Origin of the sequence: Bradyrhizobium genosp. L (assembly GCF_015624485.1) — a bacterium.
In the GTDB taxonomy this organism is placed as follows: Bacteria; Pseudomonadota; Alphaproteobacteria; order Rhizobiales; family Xanthobacteraceae; genus Bradyrhizobium.
Map to the genome: position 1 here is coordinate 3,035,118 of NZ_CP061378.1, position 15,513 is coordinate 3,050,630.

Consider the following 15,513-nt stretch of genomic DNA (forward strand, 5'->3'; position numbering starts at 1 on the left):
CGCGCCGATGAATGCTAGTGCGCAGCGACGGCTGATCGTCGGCATTTCCGGGGCGTCCGGCGTCGTCTACGGGCTGCGCACGCTGCAACTGCTCCGCAACTCCGGGATCGAAACCCATCTGGTGATGTCGAAGACTGCGGAGGTGACCTTCGCCCACGAGACCTCAGTCAAGGTCGCCGAGGTCAAGGCGGCCGCCCACACCGCCTACCGCATCGATGACATGGCCGCGGCGATTGCCAGCGGCGGGTTTCGCACCGCTGGCATGATTGTCGCGCCATGCTCGATCCGGTCGATGTCGGAAATCGCGACCGGCGTGACCTCGACCTTGCTGACGCGGGCAGCGGATGTCACGCTCAAGGAACGACGGCGGCTGGTGCTGATGGTCCGCGAAACGCCGCTGCATGCTGGCCATCTCAGGACGATGGCCGCGCTGTCGGAGATGGGTGCGATCGTCGCGCCGCCGGTGCCGGCGTTCTATACCAAGCCGCGGTCGCTCGAGGAGATGGTTGACCATACGGTGGGGCGGATGCTGGACCTCTTCGACATAGACATCGGCGGGGTGCCCCGATGGGGCGAAGATCGGTAATCTCATGGATCGCTTCAACCTCGGCAGCCACTCGCGAAAAGTATCGACGGCGTCGCCGGACGCGCAGCGCTGGTTCGACGCCGGATTGAACTGGTGCTTCGCCTTCAACAAGGCGGAAGGCGTCAAATGCTTCAGGAGGGCGCTCGAGTTCGACCCGGACTGCGTCATGGCGCATTGGGGCGTCGCCTATGGCAGCGGGCCGTTCTACAATCTGACCTGGCGGGATCTCGGCGAGCCGGAGGCGGTTGCGGCGACTGGCACGGCCTACGCCCATATCCAAAGAGCTCGCGAACTGGCGCATGGTGCAACCGAGCTCGAGAATCGCCTGGTTGAGGCGCAGGCCAGCCGCGTGCAACGACCGCATCCGGTTGCGCCCGAGGAGTACGATCGCTGGGACGATGCCTATGCGGCGGAGATGCGTAGCGTCTATCAGCAGCATCCCCACGACAGTGACGTCGTCGCTTTGTACGTCGAGGCCTTGATCACGCGCACCCCGCGGCGTCTCTGGGATGTTCGTACCGGCGCGCCGGCATCGAACTCTGATGTCGTCGAAGCGCTCGATGCCTGCGAGCGCGGCATCGCACGTGCTCCGAAGCATGCTGCGCTGCTGCACCTGCATATCCACATCCTCGAAATGTCCGACGAACCCGAGCGTGCGCTGGCGTCGGCGCAGGCGCTTGGCCCGCTATGCCCGGATGCCGGTCATCTCAATCATATGCCCGCGCACGTCTACATGCTGATCGGGGATTACGAGAGCGCGAGGCTCACCAGCGAGAAAGCGATCGTGGCCAATGACAAGTTCCTGGCCTATGCGGGACCGCTGACCCCGTACACGACAGCCTGCGCGCACGATCTCCTGCTCATGATGCACGCCTCCATGTTCATGGGCCGGTACGGCGATGCGACCACCGCCGCGGACAAGCTGCGCAGCATGATCACGACGGACGTTCTGCGCGTTGCAGGCCGACCGAAGTTCTCGACGAGCCTCGAGGGCTATTACTCGATGACAGCGCACGTGATGGTCCGGTTCGGGCGCTGGCAGGACATCATCGACGCGCCGCTGCCCGGCGATCCAGGCCTCTATCCCGTCTCGACGGCCATGCTTCACTACGCCAAGGCGGTCGCGCATGCGACACTGAACCAGTTCCCCGAAGCCGAGGCCGAACGTACGCACTTTCATCAGTCGCTCGCGCGCATCCCGCCGCAGCGGAAGGTCTTCAACAACAGCGCACGCAGCATCCTGGGCGTGGCTGAGAAGATGCTGGACGGTGAGTTGAACTATCACCAGGGGAACTATACGCGCGCCTTTGAGTGCCTTCGTGAGGCCGTCGTTCGCGACGACAATCTGGAATATGTCGAGCCCTGGGCGTGGATGCATCCACCGCGGCATGCGCTTGCGGCGCTGTTGGCGGAGCAGGGCCATTTCGCCGAAGCCGAGCAGGTCTATCGCGACGATCTGGGGCTGAGCGGGAAAATCCAACGCTGCGCGCAGCACCCCGACAATGTCTGGGCGCTGCGTGGTCTGGCTGAATGCCTCGAACACCGCAACGAGACGGTCGAGCTGGCTTCGGTTTCGAGGAAACTGGAAGCCGCGACGGCGTTGGCAGACGTTCCGATCAATTCGTCCTGCATGTGCCGCACGACCGCCAGCTCGCTGAAGGCGAACCACTGCTGCCATTGAGCCGCGCCCAAAGGCTTGCGTGCAGGCGGGATTACGAGAAGATCGCCGGCAGCGGGACCGCCGCACTGGCTGCGATCGTGCCGCTACGCACCATCGCGATAGCCTGCTGAAGATCCGGGTAGAAGTACCTGTCGTTATCGAGATGGGGAACGTCCTTGCGTACCGTTGCGCGCACCCGCTCGAGCGCCGGGCTGGACGCAAGCGGCGCGTGGAAATCGCAGCCCTGGGCTGCCGCTAGCAACTCGATGCCGATCACCGCGACTGCATTCTCGACCATTGGCAGAAGACGCCGCGCACCGTGTGCCGCCATCGAGACATGATCTTCCTGATTGGCTGACGTGGGGATGGAATCTATGCTGGCCGGAAAGGCGCGCTGCTTGTTTTCCGAGACGAGCGCGGCGGCCGTCACCTGAGGAATCATGAAGCCGGAATTAAGCCCCGGCTTCGGGGTCAGGAATGCGGGCAGGCCCGATAGAGCGGGGTCAATCAGCATGGCGAGACGGCGCTCGGCGATCGAGCCAATTTCGCAGATCGCCAATGCGATCATATCTGCGGCGAACGCCACGGGTTCGGCGTGGAAGTTACCTCCCGAAAGCGCCGCGCCATCGTCGGGGAAGATCACCGGATTGTCGGTGACGGCGTTCGCCTCGGTTGCAAGGGTCAAGGCGGCTTGCCGCAGCAAGTCGAGGACTGCGCCCATCACCTGAGGCTGGCACCGGAGGCAATACGGATCCTGGACCCGCTCGTCGCCGACAAGATGCGACGCGCGAATCGCGGATCCCGCCATGAGTGCGCGCAGCGCATTCGCGGTCTCGATTTGGCCGACGTGTCGGCGCAGCAGATGGATGCGCGGGTCGAAGGGGGTGTCCGAACCCTTGGCAGCGTCGGTCGAAAGTGCGCCGGTAACAAGTGCGCTACGAAATAGGTTCTCGGTTTCGACCAATGCGGCAAGCGCGACGGCCGTCGAGAATTGCGTGCCGTTCAGCAGCGCCAACCCTTCTTTTGGACCGAACTCCAGTGGGGTAAGCCCGGCGTTGGCCAGGGCCGTCGCCGCCGGAACACGGGCGTCCGCTACGAAGATTTCCCCGATGCCGATCATTGCGGTGGCCAGATGCGCCAGGGGCGCAAGATCGCCTGAAGCGCCAACGGAACCCTGCGACGGGATCACTGGCGTCAATCCGCGTGCGAGAAGCGCCTCCAGCATAGCCAGGCTCGTAGGCCTCACTCCCGAGGCGCCCTGAGCAAGGCTGGCGAGCTTGAGTGCCATCATCAAGCGGGTCGTCTCGACCGGAAGGGGCTCGCCGACTCCAGCTGCGTGTGAAAGGACGAGGTTCTGCTGGAGCTTCTCCAGGTCACCGGCATCGATCCGTTCTCGGGCGAGCTTTCCGAACCCCGTATTGATCCCGTAGACAGGAGCGCCCTTCGCGACAATGGCTGCGACCGCAGCCGCGCTACGTTCAACGACAGGCAAACAGGCGGGATCGAGGCGAACGCCCGCCCCACGATAGATGCTGCTCCATTCGCTGGGGAGGACTTGTCCTGGCCGCAGAAGGATGTCGTTCACTTGCAACTCCGTGCCAGCGCAACTGTGCCCGGCCGTGCTCTCCGCCCGATTCTACCTCGCGATCATCTATGCGACCATAGCGCCGCAAAAGAATGGTGGCTCTTGCGGCTATCGGGAATTCGCGTCGTTGCCGGGCGAGCAAGTTCCGATACGCGCTGGCGTTGCGCATCGGTCTTTCCCGGAGACATCGTTCTATTGAACGTTCAGTAAAGTGTTTTGCTAAACATCCCCAAGGGCTCGGCTTCCGCCTCTTACTTCAATCTAGCGGTACGAAAAATCCGCCGAGTGCCGGATCGATGATCAAGCTGGTGGCTAATTCAGAAGGGTTTTCGCTGCACCACGGCGCTGCGTTGGCAGATGCGAAATTCCCTCCTGGGCTCGTGCGAAAGCTGCTTGACGGCCGCCGAAATTTAGTAATACGTTTAGTCAATAAGAAAAACTAAACATCGCATCGAGCTGATGTGTGGGAGGAGCCCGTCCCGTCCGAACAAAGGTTTCGGAGGGAGCTGTCTCGTCTTTCGCCCATCGCTCCTCAACTCGGCTTCAGGTTCTTGGCGTCGCTCCGGCAGGGAGGACGCAGCGTGGGTTAGATGCATCAACGAGAGAGGAAACGGACATGCGAAGATTCAAATGGCTAGGCAGCTCTGCGGCGACGGCAGTCCTTGGGGCCGCGCTGCTGGGGATATTCGGAGGAGGCGAGGCTGCCGCGCAGGGCAAGCAGCTTACGCTGTGCTGGGCGGCATGGGACCCCGCCAACGCGCTGGTCGAGCTGGGCAAGGACTTTACCAAGCAATCCGGCATCGAGATGAAATACGAGTTCGTTCCGTGGACGAGCTACGCCGACCGCTTTCTCAACGAGCTCAACTCCCATGGCAAGCTCTGCGACCTGATCATCGGCGACAGCCAATGGATCGGCGGCGCCGCCGAGAACAAGTGGTACGTCAAGCTCAACGACTTCTTCGACAAAGAGAAGATCTCGATGGAAGATTTCGTCCCGGCGACGGTGGTCGGCTATTCGCAATGGCCGAAGAACACGCCGAACTACTGGGCGCTGCCGGCGATGGCCGACGCGGTGGGCTGGACCTACCGCAAGGACTGGTTCGCGCGTCCCGAGATCCAGTCGGCGTTCAAGGCCAAGTACGGCCGCGACCTGGCGCCGCCGAAGACCTATGACGAGCTGAAGCAAATCGCCGAATTCTTCCAGGGCCGCGAGATCGACGGCAAGAAGGTCTATGGCGCCTATATCTTCACCGAGCGCGGCTCGGAAGGCATCACCATGGGCGTGACCAACGTGCTCTACAATTACGGCTTCAACTATGAGAATCCGAAGAAGCCGTACCAGATGCAGGGCATCGTCAATTCGCCCGAGGCGGCCAAGGGGCTCGAATTCTACAAGGAGCTCTACAAGTGCTGCACCGCGCCGGGCATGACCAATGCCTACATGCAGGAAGGGCTTGATGCCTTCAAGTCCGGCCAGGTCGCGATGCAGATGAACTGGTTCGCCTTCTTCCCCGGCCTCTACAAGGATCCGAATGTCGGCGGCGACAAGATCGGCTTCTTCGTCAATCCGGCCGGCCCGAAGGGGCACTTCACTCAGCTCGGCGGACAGGGCATCTCGGTGGTCGCGAGCTCCGACCACAAGGACGACGCGCTCGCTTACATCAAATGGTTCGCGCAGCCCGCCGTGCAGCAGAAATGGTGGCAGATCGGCGGCTATTCGGCGCTGAAGGCGGTGGTCGATGCGCCTGACTTCCCGAAGAGCGCGCCGTTCGCGCCGCAATTCCTGGAGTCGATGGGCATCGTCAAGGACTTCTGGGCCGAGCCGTCCTATGCGCAGTTGCTGCTCGACATGCAGAAGCGGGTGCATGACTACGTCGTCGCCGACAAGGGCACGTCGCAGCAGGCGCTCGATCTCCTGGTCAAGGACTGGACCAAGGTGTTCAAGGAGCAGGGCAAGGAAGTCGCCTCGCAATAGACCTGCGCCTTCGCAAACCAACTGAACCGGCTTCCCGGAGGGCCCCTCGGGGAAGCCGACCCAGCCCAGCCGATGGACAAGATGACGACGATCCTGCAACCCGATCATGCTATGATCCCGGGCGTGAGCGAGCCCGCCAAATCCCGCGCCGCGCGGCGCGTCCGCGGCCTCTCGGACCGCGCCATTGCGTGGCTGTTCGTGACGCCGACGATCGCGCTGCTGCTCGCGATCAACATCTTCCCGCTGATCTGGATGATCCGGCTGTCCTTCACCAGCCTCAACCTAAGCATGTCCTATCTGCCGCTGCGGTTCGTCGGAACAGATAATTTCAGCGACATCCTCTCCGATGAGGACGTCTGGTTCCGGCTGCAGACCACCGCCCAATTCGTGATCTCTTCGGTGGCATTGCAGGTCGTGGTCGGGTTCGGCCTTGCGCTCCTGATCAACCGCCAGTTCCGCGGCCACAGCTTCTGGACCACGATCATCCTCCTGCCGATGATGCTTTCGCCGGCGGTGGTCGGCAACTTCTGGACGCTGCTGCTGCAGCCCCAGATCGGCCCGTTCAACTATCTGATCAGCCTGTTCACCGGCGTGCCGCCGAGCTCGTTCAGCATGACTGGGCAGGTCTCGCTTGCACCATGGACCATCGTGCTGGTCGATACCTGGATGTGGGCGCCCTACGTGATGCTGATCTGCCTCGCCGGCCTGCGCTCGATCCCCGACTACATCTATGAAGCTGCCGAAGTCGACCGCGCCTCGCCCTGGCGGCAGTTCTGGTCGATCACGCTGCCGATGACGGTGCCGTTCCTCATGCTTGCGGTTCTGTTCCGTGCGATCGAGAATTTCAAGATGTTCGACATGGTCAATCTCCTGACCTCGGGAGGGCCGGGGTCGACCACCGAGCTCGTCTCGATCACGCTGAAGCGCGCGGCGTTCGAGAAATGGCGCACCGGCTACTCCTCTGCGCTCGCCATCATCCTGTTCGTGACCGTGTTCGGTGCCGCCAACATCTATGTCAAAACGCTCAACAAGGTGAAGCAACGATGACCGCTGCTGTTGCCAGATCCACCGCCCACTCCATCGTCGAGGCCTCTCCGCGCGCCAAGAGGTTCGCCGGCGCGCTGGTCATCCTCTATGCCGTCATCACGATCCTGCCGCTGCTCTGGATCGTCGCCACTGCATTCAAGTCGCAGAGCGACGCCATCGCCTATCCGCCCAAGGTGATCTTCGAGCCGACGCTGGAAGGCTATGTCAATTTGTTCACCGTGCGCACCCGGCAGACGCCTGACTTCATCGCCAAGCTGCCGCCGCCGGAGACCTGGTACGACAAGCTGGTCCGTAAGCACGACATGGTGATCGCGGGTCCCTCCAAGGTCGTGCCGCGCTTCGTCAACTCGCTGATCATCGGCTTCGGCTCGACCTTCCTCGCTGTGTTCCTCGGCACGCTGGCGGCCTACGCGTTCTCGCGCTTTCGCATTCCGCTAGCGGACGATCTCCTGTTCTTCATCCTCTCGACGCGGATGATGCCGCCGGTCGCCGTCGCGATCCCGATCTACCTGATGTACCGGCAGCTCAACCTGACCGACACGCGGCTCGGCATGATCCTGCTCTACACCGCCGTGAACGTCTCGCTCGCGGTCTGGCTGCTCAAGGGCTTCATCGACGAAATCCCGCGGGAGTACGAGGAGGCGGCGCTGGTCGACGGCTACACGCGGCTGCAGGCGCTGCGCAAGGTGGTGCTGCCACAGGCCGTGACCGGTATTGCGGCGACCGCGATCTTCTGCCTGATCTTCTCGTGGAACGAATACGCTTTCGCGGTGCTGCTGACGAGTGGCGAGGCGCAGACCATGCCGCCCTTCATCCCCTTCATCATCGGCGAGGGTGGTCAGGACTGGCCGGCGGTGGCGGCCGCGACCACGCTGTTCGTCGTGCCGATCGTCATGTTCACCGTGCTGTTGCGCAAGCATCTGTTGCGCGGCATCACCTTTGGAGCGGTGCGCAAATGAGCGGCTCTGTGGTTGCCAGAGGGGCCTTGCATCGCTTGTTCCAGCGCTCCCGCTGGGAGGCCGTCGCGATGACCCTGATCGGGGGCGGCATCGTCATGCTGGTGCAGCCCTGGTCGATCGATCTGTACGGCTACTCCTTCGTGACGATCCTCGCCGGCACGGTCGGCTACGTCATCGTCAGCCATTTTCCGGAATAGCGCCATGGCACAGATCCGCATCGAAAATCTGCGCAAATCGTTCGATCAGTTCACGGCGGTGGAAGGCTCGACCTTTACCATCGACGACGGCACCTTCTTCGCGCTGCTCGGGCCCTCCGGCTGCGGCAAGACCACGACCTTGCGCATGATTGCCGGCCTCGAGCTGCCAACCGAGGGCAAGATCCTGCTCGATGGCGAGGACGTCACCTTCCACCGCGCCGCCGCCCGCGACATTGCGTTCGTGTTTCAGCTGTTCGCGCTTTATCCGCACATGAATGTCGGCGAGAACATCGGTTTCCCCCTGAAGTGCCAGGGCATGGGGCGGCGCGAGATCCGCGTGCAAGTGCAGGAGACGGCGCGGCTGCTGCGGATCGAGCATCTGCTGTCGAGCAAGACCTCGAAGCTGTCGGGTGGCGACCGGCAGCGTGTCGCGCTCGGACGGGCCATGGTGCGGCGGCCGAAAGCCTTCCTGATGGACGAGCCGCTGGGCGCGCTCGACGCCGAGTTTCGTCATCTGATGTGCGGCGAGCTGCGCGACCTGCACGATCGTATCAAGGCGACCACGGTCTACGTCACCCACGACCAGCTCGAAGCGATGTCGATGGCCGACCAGATCGCGATCATGAACAAGGGGCGCGTCGAGCAGATCGGCACGCCGCAGCAGGTGTATGACCGGCCTGCGAGCATGTTCGTCGCCGACTTCATCGGCTCGCCGCCGATGAATTTTCTGCGCTTCGAGGGCGGGCTGCAATCCGGCGACTGCGCGATCAGCTTCCACAACACAAGGATCGCGGTGCCGGAGATCCGCGAGGATCGCGCCAGCGCGCCGCTGGCGCTCGGTATCCGTCCGGAGCACATCCGCTTCGCCGACGCCGGCGCCGTCCGCGGCGAGGTGTTCGGCGCGGAATATCTCGGCACCACGCAGATCGTCACCGTCGACACGGCGTATGGGCGGGTCGCGGCGCGGCTGCCGTCCAGCGCGTCGGTGCAGATCGGCGAGACCATCGGTCTCGAATTCCGACCCGAGCGGCTGGCGCTGTTCGATGTCGGCAGCGGGCTTGCGATCCGGACTGCCGGCGAGGAGGGCGTTCGCCATGGCTGACGTCACCCTGCGCAACATCAGCAAGCGCTTCGGTGCGGTAGAGGCGGTGCGGGACCTCTCGCTCAGCGTGAGCGACGGCGAGTTCGTGGTCCTGCTCGGGCCGAGCGGTGCCGGCAAGACCACGACCTTGCGGCTGATCACCGGGCTCGAGAGCCCCGACGCCGGCTCGGTCATGATCGACGGCCGCGACGTGACGCATGACCCGCCGGGCGCGCGCGATATCGCGTTCGTGTTCCAGCAATACTCGCTGTATCCGCATCTGTCGGTCTACGACAATCTGGCGTTTCCGCTACGCTCGCCTGCGCGGCGGGTGCCTGAGCCGCTGATCCGCAAGCGCGTCGAGCAGACCGCGGAGCTGTTGCATATCGCCAGCAAGCTGAACAACCGCGCCACAAGGCTGTCCGGCGGCGAGATGCAACGGGTTGCGATCGGCCGCGCGCTGGTGCGCGATCCCTCGATCTATCTGATGGACGAGCCGCTGTCCTCGCTCGACGCAAAACTCCGCGCCGAGCTGCGGCTCGAGCTGAAGCGGATTCAGCTCGAGCTTGGTGCGACCATCCTCTACGTCACCCACGATCAGGTCGAGGCGATGACGATGGCCTCGCGAATCGGTGTGATCAAGGACGGCCAGTTGCTTCAGCTCGGCACGCCCCGGGAGATCTACGAAAACCCGTCCAGCAGTTACGTCGCCTCGCGGCTCGGGACGCCGCAGATCAATTTCCTACCCGCGCGCCTGCTCTCGGACGTGGCGATACCGCAGGGGACCGAGACGGTCGGTATCCGCACCGAGCACCTTCAAATCGCCGCGCGCAATGGCGGGCAGATGGTCGGCCGGGTGCATCGTGTCGAGCACCTCGGCGAGCAGAATCACGTTCACCTGGACTATAAGGGCGAGACGCTGGTCACGCTCGCGGACCCGCATCAACCGTTGCGGGCCGGCCAGGAGGTCGAATTGCAGCTGGTGCATCCGCTGTGTTTCGACTGTGCCGGGCGGCGCATCGGCGCTGCGGTTCATTAAAGGAGCGAGAGGTTCGAATCGATGTCGGTGCAACCGGAAACACTTAAGTCGCTGCTCAAGACGGCCGCGGAGCAGGTCATCGCCAGCGCGCCGGAGCTCACGCGCCTGGACCAGGCGATCGGCGACGGCGACCATGGCACCAACATGAAGCGCGGCTTCGAGGCCGTGCTGGGCAAGCTCGATGCCATCTCGGCGCAGCCGCTCGACGAAGCCTTCAAGATGATCGGCAAGACCCTGGTGATGACGGTCGGCGGCGCATCGGGGCCGCTCTATGGCAGCTTCTTCCTCGCCGCCGGCGAGGCGCTCTCGCATGACAAAGACTTGCCCGACGATCTCGCCGAGGTCTTTGGCAGCGGCGTGAACGCGGTCAGCGCGCGCGGCCGCTCGCAGATCGGCGAGAAGACCATGCTCGATGTGCTCGTCCCGGTGCTGGAGACGCTGAAGACTGGCGCCGGCCAGCCGGATCTGATTGCGCGGGTGCGCACCACCGCGTCGGAAGCGGTCGAGCGGACCGCGCCGATGCAGGCCACCAAGGGGCGGGCGTCATTCCTTGGCGCGCGCAGCGTCGGCCACGTCGATCCGGGCGCGCGGTCGAGCTGCGTGCTGCTGGACGCGGTGTGTTCCGGCCTGGAGGCGCAGCGATGACCGACACCGTGGGCATTGTGATCGTCTCGCATTCCCTGGATATCGCCAGGGGCACCGCTGACATGGTGCGGCAGATGGTCGGCAGCGAGGTCAGGGTGGCTTTCTGCGGCGGCAATCCCGACGGTGGCCTTGGCACCAGCGTGCCGCTGATCATCGACGCCATCAACGACGCCTGGTCGTCGAAGGGCGTCGCGGTGCTCGTCGATCTCGGCGGCGCCGAGACCAACAGCGAAATGGCGGTCGAGATGCTGGAGCCGGCGCGGCGTGAGCTCGTCGTCGTCTGCAACGCGCCGATCGTAGAAGGCGCCGTGATGGCGGCAACCGAAGCGGCCGGCGGCAGCTCGCTGGCCCAGGTGAAGGCCGTGGCCGAGGAACTCTCTGCCGACTGAAGCGTCGGCGAAGCGATGATGGATGATGAGCATGCTTGATAAAGCGGACGGACAGATCTTCACCGGCAACGTGCGGCTGGTGCATGCGGTGGGCATGCATGCGCGCCCAGCGGTCAAGCTCACCAAGCTCGCCAAGAAGTTCGAGGCGCAGATTTCCGTGCGGGTCGAAGGTGCGCCGGATTGGATCAACGCCAAAAGCGTGGCCAAGATCATGGCGATGCGCGCGGCGCATGGCAGCACGATCGAGATCAAGGCCTCCGGCAGCGACGCCGAAGCGGCCGTCGCGGCGCTGGTCGATCTGGTCGCAACCGATTTTCCGGATGGAGCGCCGTAGCATGCAGGCAGGCGCTGCAACGCTGGCTTACCGCGGCAGGACCGCCTCGATCGGCTTTGCCCATGGCCCGTTCGTGCGCGTCGATGCGGGATCGGGCGGCGAGCGGGTGGCCGGCACGCTGGTCGAGGAGGCGCTGGCCCTGCGCAACGCGATCGACACCGCGAGCGGGCAGATCGCAGACCTTGCCGCCAGCGCCGGCGGCGAGGCCGCACAGATCCTCGAATTCCAGGTCGCGCTGCTGGAGGATGAGGATCTGATCGAGGCGATCTTCGCTTCGATCGGCGAGGGCAGCCCGGCCGACGTCGCGTGGCGTTCGACGCTCGACGCGCAGATCGCGGATTATAATTCCGCACCAGACGACTATCTGAAGGCGCGCTCGTCCGACCTTGAGGATTTGCGCGACCGCGTGATCCACATTTTGCGCGGCGACCAGGGCCAGCCGCTGAAAATCCCGAGCGGCGGCGTGGTCTGTGCCGACGATTTGCCGCCGTCGCGGTTCCTCGAGATCGACTGGTCCGGTGGTGGCGGCCTGGCGCTGTTGCGCGGCAGCCCGACCAGCCATGTCGCGATGCTGGCGCGGGCGCGCGGCATTCCGATGGTGGTGCAGCTTGGCACCATGCCAGATAGCGGCACGACCGCGCTGCTCGACGGCGAAGGCGGAACGCTGGAGCTCGATCCCAGCGCGGAGCAGGTTCGCCTGTTCGAGAAGCGGCGCGACAGCCATCGCAAGAGCCGGGCATCGGCGCGCGCGATCCTGCGGCGCCCGACCGCCTCATGGCGCGGCGAGCACATCAAGCTCCTTATCAACATCCAGCGCGTCGAGGATCTCGATCATGCGGACGCGCAGTATGCCGATGGCATCGGCCTGATGCGCACCGAATTCCTGCTCGCCGATCGGGCCGCCATGCCGGACGAGGAGGCGCAGTTCCAGGCCTATGATTCGGTGTTGCGCTGGGCCGGACCGCGGCCCGTCACCATCCGTACTTTCGATGCCGGCGGCGACAAGCCGGTACCGGGCTTCACGCTGGACGGCGAGGCAAATCCGTTCCTTGGGGTGCGCGGCTTGAGGCTGTGCCTGGCCAAGCCCGAAATCTTTGCGGTTCAGCTCCGGGCGCTGGCGCGGGCGGCGATGCGCGGCAATCTCAAGGTCATGTTCCCGATGGTCACGTCGGCGGATGAGCTCGAGGCGGGACGGACGCTGTTCGCCGACATCGTGCAGCGCTTGCAGGCAGACGGCATTGCCGCGATGCTGCCCGAGCTCGGAATCATGGTCGAGGTTCCGGCGGCGGCCCTGTCGGTTGCGAGCTTCAAGGCCTCCTTCCTCTCGATCGGCTCGAACGACCTCGCGCAATATGTGCTGGCCTGCGATCGTTCCAACGGAGCTCTCGCACCCCTGATGGACCCCTTGCATCCGGCTGTGCTCGAACTGATCACGCGGACCGCCGAGCATGGCCGGCGCGCCGGCATCAGCGTCAGCCTGTGCGGCGACATGGCGGGCGATCCGCGCTGCCTGCCCGCGCTGCTGAATTGCGGCTTGCGTGAATTGTCGGTGAATGCATCGGCGCTGGCGCAGATCAAGCACACGATCGACCGGCTCAGCAGCGGAGGCGGCGTTGGCTGACGCGGCGGGCGATGACGCGCCTGAAGCCGGCGCGGTTGCGGTCTACAAGCGCATCTTCAAGGAGGTGCTGGAGAGCCGCCCCTCCGGCATGCGGCTACGGCTGGCCCACGCCATGGGCAAGAACCGCAGCTTCGTCAGCCAGATCAGCAATCCGGCCTATCCGGTGCCGATTCCGGTGCAGCATCTCAACACGATCTTCGATGTCTGCCACTTCCCGCCGCAGGCGAAGACGGCCTTCCTCCGCGCCTATGCCCGCGCGCATCCGCGCCGCGTCGGGCGCTTGAGCGAAGGATCGCATGAGCGGACCTTGACCTTGCATTTGCCTGACCTCGGCAGCGCCAAGCGCAATGCCGAGCTCGATGCGCTGCTGCAGGAATTCACGCGGCGCCTGATTGCGATCATGCGGGAAAAATAGGCCGATAACGCCGACCAAAAAGGAGGGGAGGACATCATGAAGAAGTTCATCAATGCGGTCGACAATGTGCTCGCAGAGAGCCTCGACGGCTTTGTGGCCGCGCATGCCGATCTCGTCACGCTCGGCGCCGAGCGGAAATTCGTTCGCCGCCGCGAGCTGAACCCGAAGAAGGTCGCGCTGGTGTCGGGCGGCGGCAGCGGGCACGAGCCGCTGCATGCAGGCTTCGTCGGCACCGGCATGCTGGATGCCGCCTGTCCCGGCCAGGTTTTCACCTCGCCGACGCCGGACCAGATCGTCGAGGCGGCGCAGGCGGTCGCGGGCGACGCCGGCGTGCTGTTCATCGTGAAGAACTATGCCGGCGATCGCATGAATTTCGAGATGGCGGCCGAGATCGCCGAAGGCCGGACTGCGACCATCGTGACCGACGATGACGTTGCGGTCGAGAAGTCGACCTACAGCATTGGCCGCCGCGGCGTCGCCGGCACCCTGATCGTCGAGAAGATCGTCGGCGCGGCCGCCGAGAAGGGCGCCGATCTCAAAGCCTGCGTTGCGCTCGGCGAACGCGTCAACGCGCAGACGCGCTCGATGGGGGTGGCGTTGACCAGTTGCACCGTCCCGGCCGCGGGCACGCCGACTTTTGCACTGGCTGAGGACGAGATGGAGATGGGCGTCGGCATCCACGGCGAGCCGGGCCGCCGCCGCGTCAAGCTCGAACGGGCCGATGCGATCGCCCAGGAGATGACGACCGCCATCGCTGATGACCTCGGCGCGCGGCCCGGGACCGAGGCGCTGCTGCTGGTCAATGGCTTCGGCGGCACGCCGACGATCGAGCTCTATCTGATGTACAACGCGGCGCGCCGGATGCTCGAAGGGCGCGGCCTGCGCATCGCCCGCTCGCTGGTCGGCAGCTATGTCACGTCGCTCGACATGGCCGGCTGCTCGCTCACCGTGAGCCTGCTCGATGCTAAGACGATAGCGCTTTGGGACGAGCCAGTGCGCACAGCTGCGTTGAAATGGTGACCGTGGTCGCAACTTGACGAACGGCCGGCTCCGGGTCGGGCGGAAGCCAGGCTCGACGCGATCGAATTAGCGAGGCAGCTCGCTAGAAGACGGCAGGGTAGCGGCCGCCATCCAACATGACATTCTGGCCGGTCAGGTAACCGGCATGGACGCTGCAGTAAAAGGCACACACGGCGCCGAATTCTTCGACGCGTCCCATGCGCTTGGCGGGGCTGCTGGCGGCTGCCGCGGCGACTTCCTCATCGAGCGTCCGACCGCTCTTGGCGGTCAACTTCTGGATGTTGGAGCGCAGCCGATCGGTCTCGAACTGCTCGGGCAACAGGCTGTTGATCGTCACGTTCGCCCCCACATATTGGGCCGCGATAGCCTTGGTGAACCCTGTCAGCCCGATGCGCGCCGCGACCGACAGGCTCAAAGCAGCGTGCGGCTGCTTCACCATCGCGGACGTGATATTGATGACCCGCCCGAACTTGCGTTCGGCCATGCCGTCGATCACTGCGCGTATGAGCATGATCGCTGCGACCATGTTGCCGTCGGCTGCGGCCAACCATTGATCGCGCTCGAAGCTGCGCCAGTCGCCGACCGGCGGTCCGCCGGCGTTATTGATCAAGATATCGGGAACCGGACAGGCGGCCAGGGCGGCTGCGCGGCCGCCTTCAGTGGTGACGTCACCGGCGGCGGTGACAACCGTGACGGAAAATCGTTGACGGATCTCCGTCGCCGTCTGTTCCAAGAGTTCCGGACTGCGCGCCGTGATCACGAGGTTGACGCCTTCGGCGGCCAACGCTTCTGCACACGCGCGACCTAGCCCCTTGCTCGCGGCGCAAACCAGCGCGGTGCGCCCCTTGATTCCGAGATCCATTGTATTCCGATCCTGATGAAAGCGGTGGAAGCTCTTGCTCGCGTCGACCGTGGCGAAGATTCTGTCTGCCGTCCGTCCACGACCAAATCGATCATTCG

The 15,513-nt window shown here is 64.5% G+C and carries 16 protein-coding genes; 14 read left to right on the forward strand and 2 right to left on the reverse strand.

The annotated features are described in order from the left end of the window. The first annotated feature begins 7 nt into the window (after positions 1-7). On the forward strand, positions 8-586 hold the full coding sequence (locus IC762_RS14080) for a UbiX family flavin prenyltransferase (protein WP_195789374.1): 579 nt from the start codon (positions 8-10) through the stop codon (positions 584-586). A 4-nt stretch (positions 587-590) separates the two neighbouring features. Beyond that, positions 591-2,267, forward strand: coding sequence for a tetratricopeptide repeat protein (locus tag IC762_RS14085; protein ID WP_195789375.1), 1,677 nt, complete (start codon positions 591-593; stop codon positions 2,265-2,267). Between the two features lie 31 nt (positions 2,268-2,298). On the opposite strand, the gene hutH is transcribed toward IC762_RS14085, so the two are convergent. Then, positions 2,299-3,831, reverse strand: a complete 1,533-nt coding sequence (gene hutH, locus IC762_RS14090) for a histidine ammonia-lyase (RefSeq protein WP_195789376.1) — start codon at positions 3,829-3,831, stop codon at positions 2,299-2,301. Positions 3,832-4,447: 616 nt separating this feature from the next. Here hutH and IC762_RS14095 point away from each other — a divergent pair. From IC762_RS14095 to dhaK, 12 genes are all read left to right on the forward strand, one after another. After that, a complete protein-coding gene (locus IC762_RS14095) occupies positions 4,448-5,806 on the forward strand; it encodes an ABC transporter substrate-binding protein (protein ID WP_195789377.1) in 1,359 nt (452 codons plus the stop codon). Positions 5,807-5,917: 111 nt separating this feature from the next. Continuing rightward, a complete protein-coding gene (locus IC762_RS14100; RefSeq protein WP_195790125.1) occupies positions 5,918-6,853 on the forward strand; it encodes a carbohydrate ABC transporter permease in 936 nt (311 codons plus the stop codon). Then, the gene (locus tag IC762_RS14105; RefSeq protein ID WP_195789378.1) at positions 6,850-7,812 is read left to right on the forward strand and encodes a carbohydrate ABC transporter permease; all 963 of its coding nucleotides are present in this window, start codon (positions 6,850-6,852) and stop codon (positions 7,810-7,812) included. Before IC762_RS14100 ends, IC762_RS14105 begins: the two co-directional genes overlap by 4 nt. Continuing rightward, positions 7,809-8,009 (forward strand): hypothetical protein, encoded by a 201-nt coding sequence (locus IC762_RS35775; protein ID WP_195789379.1) that lies wholly within the window; start codon positions 7,809-7,811, stop codon positions 8,007-8,009. The genes IC762_RS14105 and IC762_RS35775 overlap by 4 nt, the downstream gene beginning before the upstream one ends. A gap of 4 nt (positions 8,010-8,013) precedes the next feature. Then, positions 8,014-9,111, forward strand: coding sequence for an ABC transporter ATP-binding protein (locus tag IC762_RS14115; protein WP_195789380.1), 1,098 nt, complete (start codon positions 8,014-8,016; stop codon positions 9,109-9,111). Beyond that, positions 9,104-10,129: an ABC transporter ATP-binding protein gene (locus tag IC762_RS14120; RefSeq protein WP_195789381.1), complete on the forward strand. Its 1,026-nt coding sequence runs from the start codon at positions 9,104-9,106 to the stop codon at positions 10,127-10,129. Before IC762_RS14115 ends, IC762_RS14120 begins: the two co-directional genes overlap by 8 nt. Positions 10,130-10,150: 21 nt before the next feature. Beyond that, complete coding sequence (gene dhaL, locus IC762_RS14125; RefSeq protein ID WP_195789382.1) at positions 10,151-10,774, forward strand: dihydroxyacetone kinase subunit DhaL; 624 nt, start codon at positions 10,151-10,153, stop codon at positions 10,772-10,774. Continuing rightward, entirely contained in the window at positions 10,771-11,163 is a 393-nt protein-coding gene (dhaM, locus tag IC762_RS14130) for a dihydroxyacetone kinase phosphoryl donor subunit DhaM (protein WP_195789383.1), read from the forward strand. Before dhaL ends, dhaM begins: the two co-directional genes overlap by 4 nt. A gap of 31 nt (positions 11,164-11,194) precedes the next feature. Next, the gene (locus tag IC762_RS14135) at positions 11,195-11,497 is read left to right on the forward strand and encodes an HPr family phosphocarrier protein (RefSeq protein ID WP_246801557.1); all 303 of its coding nucleotides are present in this window, start codon (positions 11,195-11,197) and stop codon (positions 11,495-11,497) included. Between the two features lies 1 nt (position 11,498). Further along, positions 11,499-13,118 carry a phosphoenolpyruvate--protein phosphotransferase gene (gene ptsP / locus IC762_RS14140; protein WP_195789385.1) on the forward strand — a complete coding sequence of 540 codons (1,620 nt, stop codon included), beginning with the start codon at positions 11,499-11,501 and terminating at the stop codon, positions 13,116-13,118. Beyond that, positions 13,111-13,533, forward strand: a complete 423-nt coding sequence (locus IC762_RS14145; protein WP_195789386.1) for a hypothetical protein — start codon at positions 13,111-13,113, stop codon at positions 13,531-13,533. Before ptsP ends, IC762_RS14145 begins: the two co-directional genes overlap by 8 nt. A 36-nt stretch (positions 13,534-13,569) precedes the next feature. Further along, positions 13,570-14,553 (forward strand): dihydroxyacetone kinase subunit DhaK, encoded by a 984-nt coding sequence (gene dhaK / locus IC762_RS14150; protein ID WP_195789387.1) that lies wholly within the window; start codon positions 13,570-13,572, stop codon positions 14,551-14,553. Between the two features lie 82 nt (positions 14,554-14,635). On the opposite strand, the gene IC762_RS14155 is transcribed toward dhaK, so the two are convergent. Continuing rightward, a complete protein-coding gene (locus IC762_RS14155; RefSeq protein ID WP_195789388.1) occupies positions 14,636-15,415 on the reverse strand; it encodes an SDR family NAD(P)-dependent oxidoreductase in 780 nt (259 codons plus the stop codon). Positions 15,416-15,513 lie beyond the last annotated feature (98 nt).

Bases quoted from the DNA above. Each gene is read 5' to 3' on its own strand.
- IC762_RS14080 (WP_195789374.1), top strand. From the start codon at position 8: ATGAATGCTAGTGCGCAGCGACGGCTGATCGTCGGCATTTCCGGGGCG.
- IC762_RS14085 (WP_195789375.1), top strand. From the start codon at position 591: ATGGATCGCTTCAACCTCGGCAGCCACTCGCGAAAAGTATCGACGGCG.
- IC762_RS14095 (WP_195789377.1), top strand. From the start codon at position 4,448: ATGCGAAGATTCAAATGGCTAGGCAGCTCTGCGGCGACGGCAGTCCTT.
- IC762_RS14100 (WP_195790125.1), top strand. From the start codon at position 5,918: ATGATCCCGGGCGTGAGCGAGCCCGCCAAATCCCGCGCCGCGCGGCGC.
- IC762_RS14105 (WP_195789378.1), top strand. From the start codon at position 6,850: ATGACCGCTGCTGTTGCCAGATCCACCGCCCACTCCATCGTCGAGGCC.
- IC762_RS35775 (WP_195789379.1), top strand. From the start codon at position 7,809: ATGAGCGGCTCTGTGGTTGCCAGAGGGGCCTTGCATCGCTTGTTCCAG.
- IC762_RS14115 (WP_195789380.1), top strand. From the start codon at position 8,014: ATGGCACAGATCCGCATCGAAAATCTGCGCAAATCGTTCGATCAGTTC.
- IC762_RS14120 (WP_195789381.1), top strand. From the start codon at position 9,104: ATGGCTGACGTCACCCTGCGCAACATCAGCAAGCGCTTCGGTGCGGTA.
- dhaL (WP_195789382.1), top strand. From the start codon at position 10,151: ATGTCGGTGCAACCGGAAACACTTAAGTCGCTGCTCAAGACGGCCGCG.
- dhaM (WP_195789383.1), top strand. From the start codon at position 10,771: ATGACCGACACCGTGGGCATTGTGATCGTCTCGCATTCCCTGGATATC.
- IC762_RS14135 (WP_246801557.1), top strand. From the start codon at position 11,195: ATGCTTGATAAAGCGGACGGACAGATCTTCACCGGCAACGTGCGGCTG.
- ptsP (WP_195789385.1), top strand. From the start codon at position 11,499: ATGCAGGCAGGCGCTGCAACGCTGGCTTACCGCGGCAGGACCGCCTCG.
- dhaK (WP_195789387.1), top strand. From the start codon at position 13,570: ATGAAGAAGTTCATCAATGCGGTCGACAATGTGCTCGCAGAGAGCCTC.
- IC762_RS14155 (WP_195789388.1), bottom strand. From the start codon at position 15,415: ATGGATCTCGGAATCAAGGGGCGCACCGCGCTGGTTTGCGCCGCGAGC.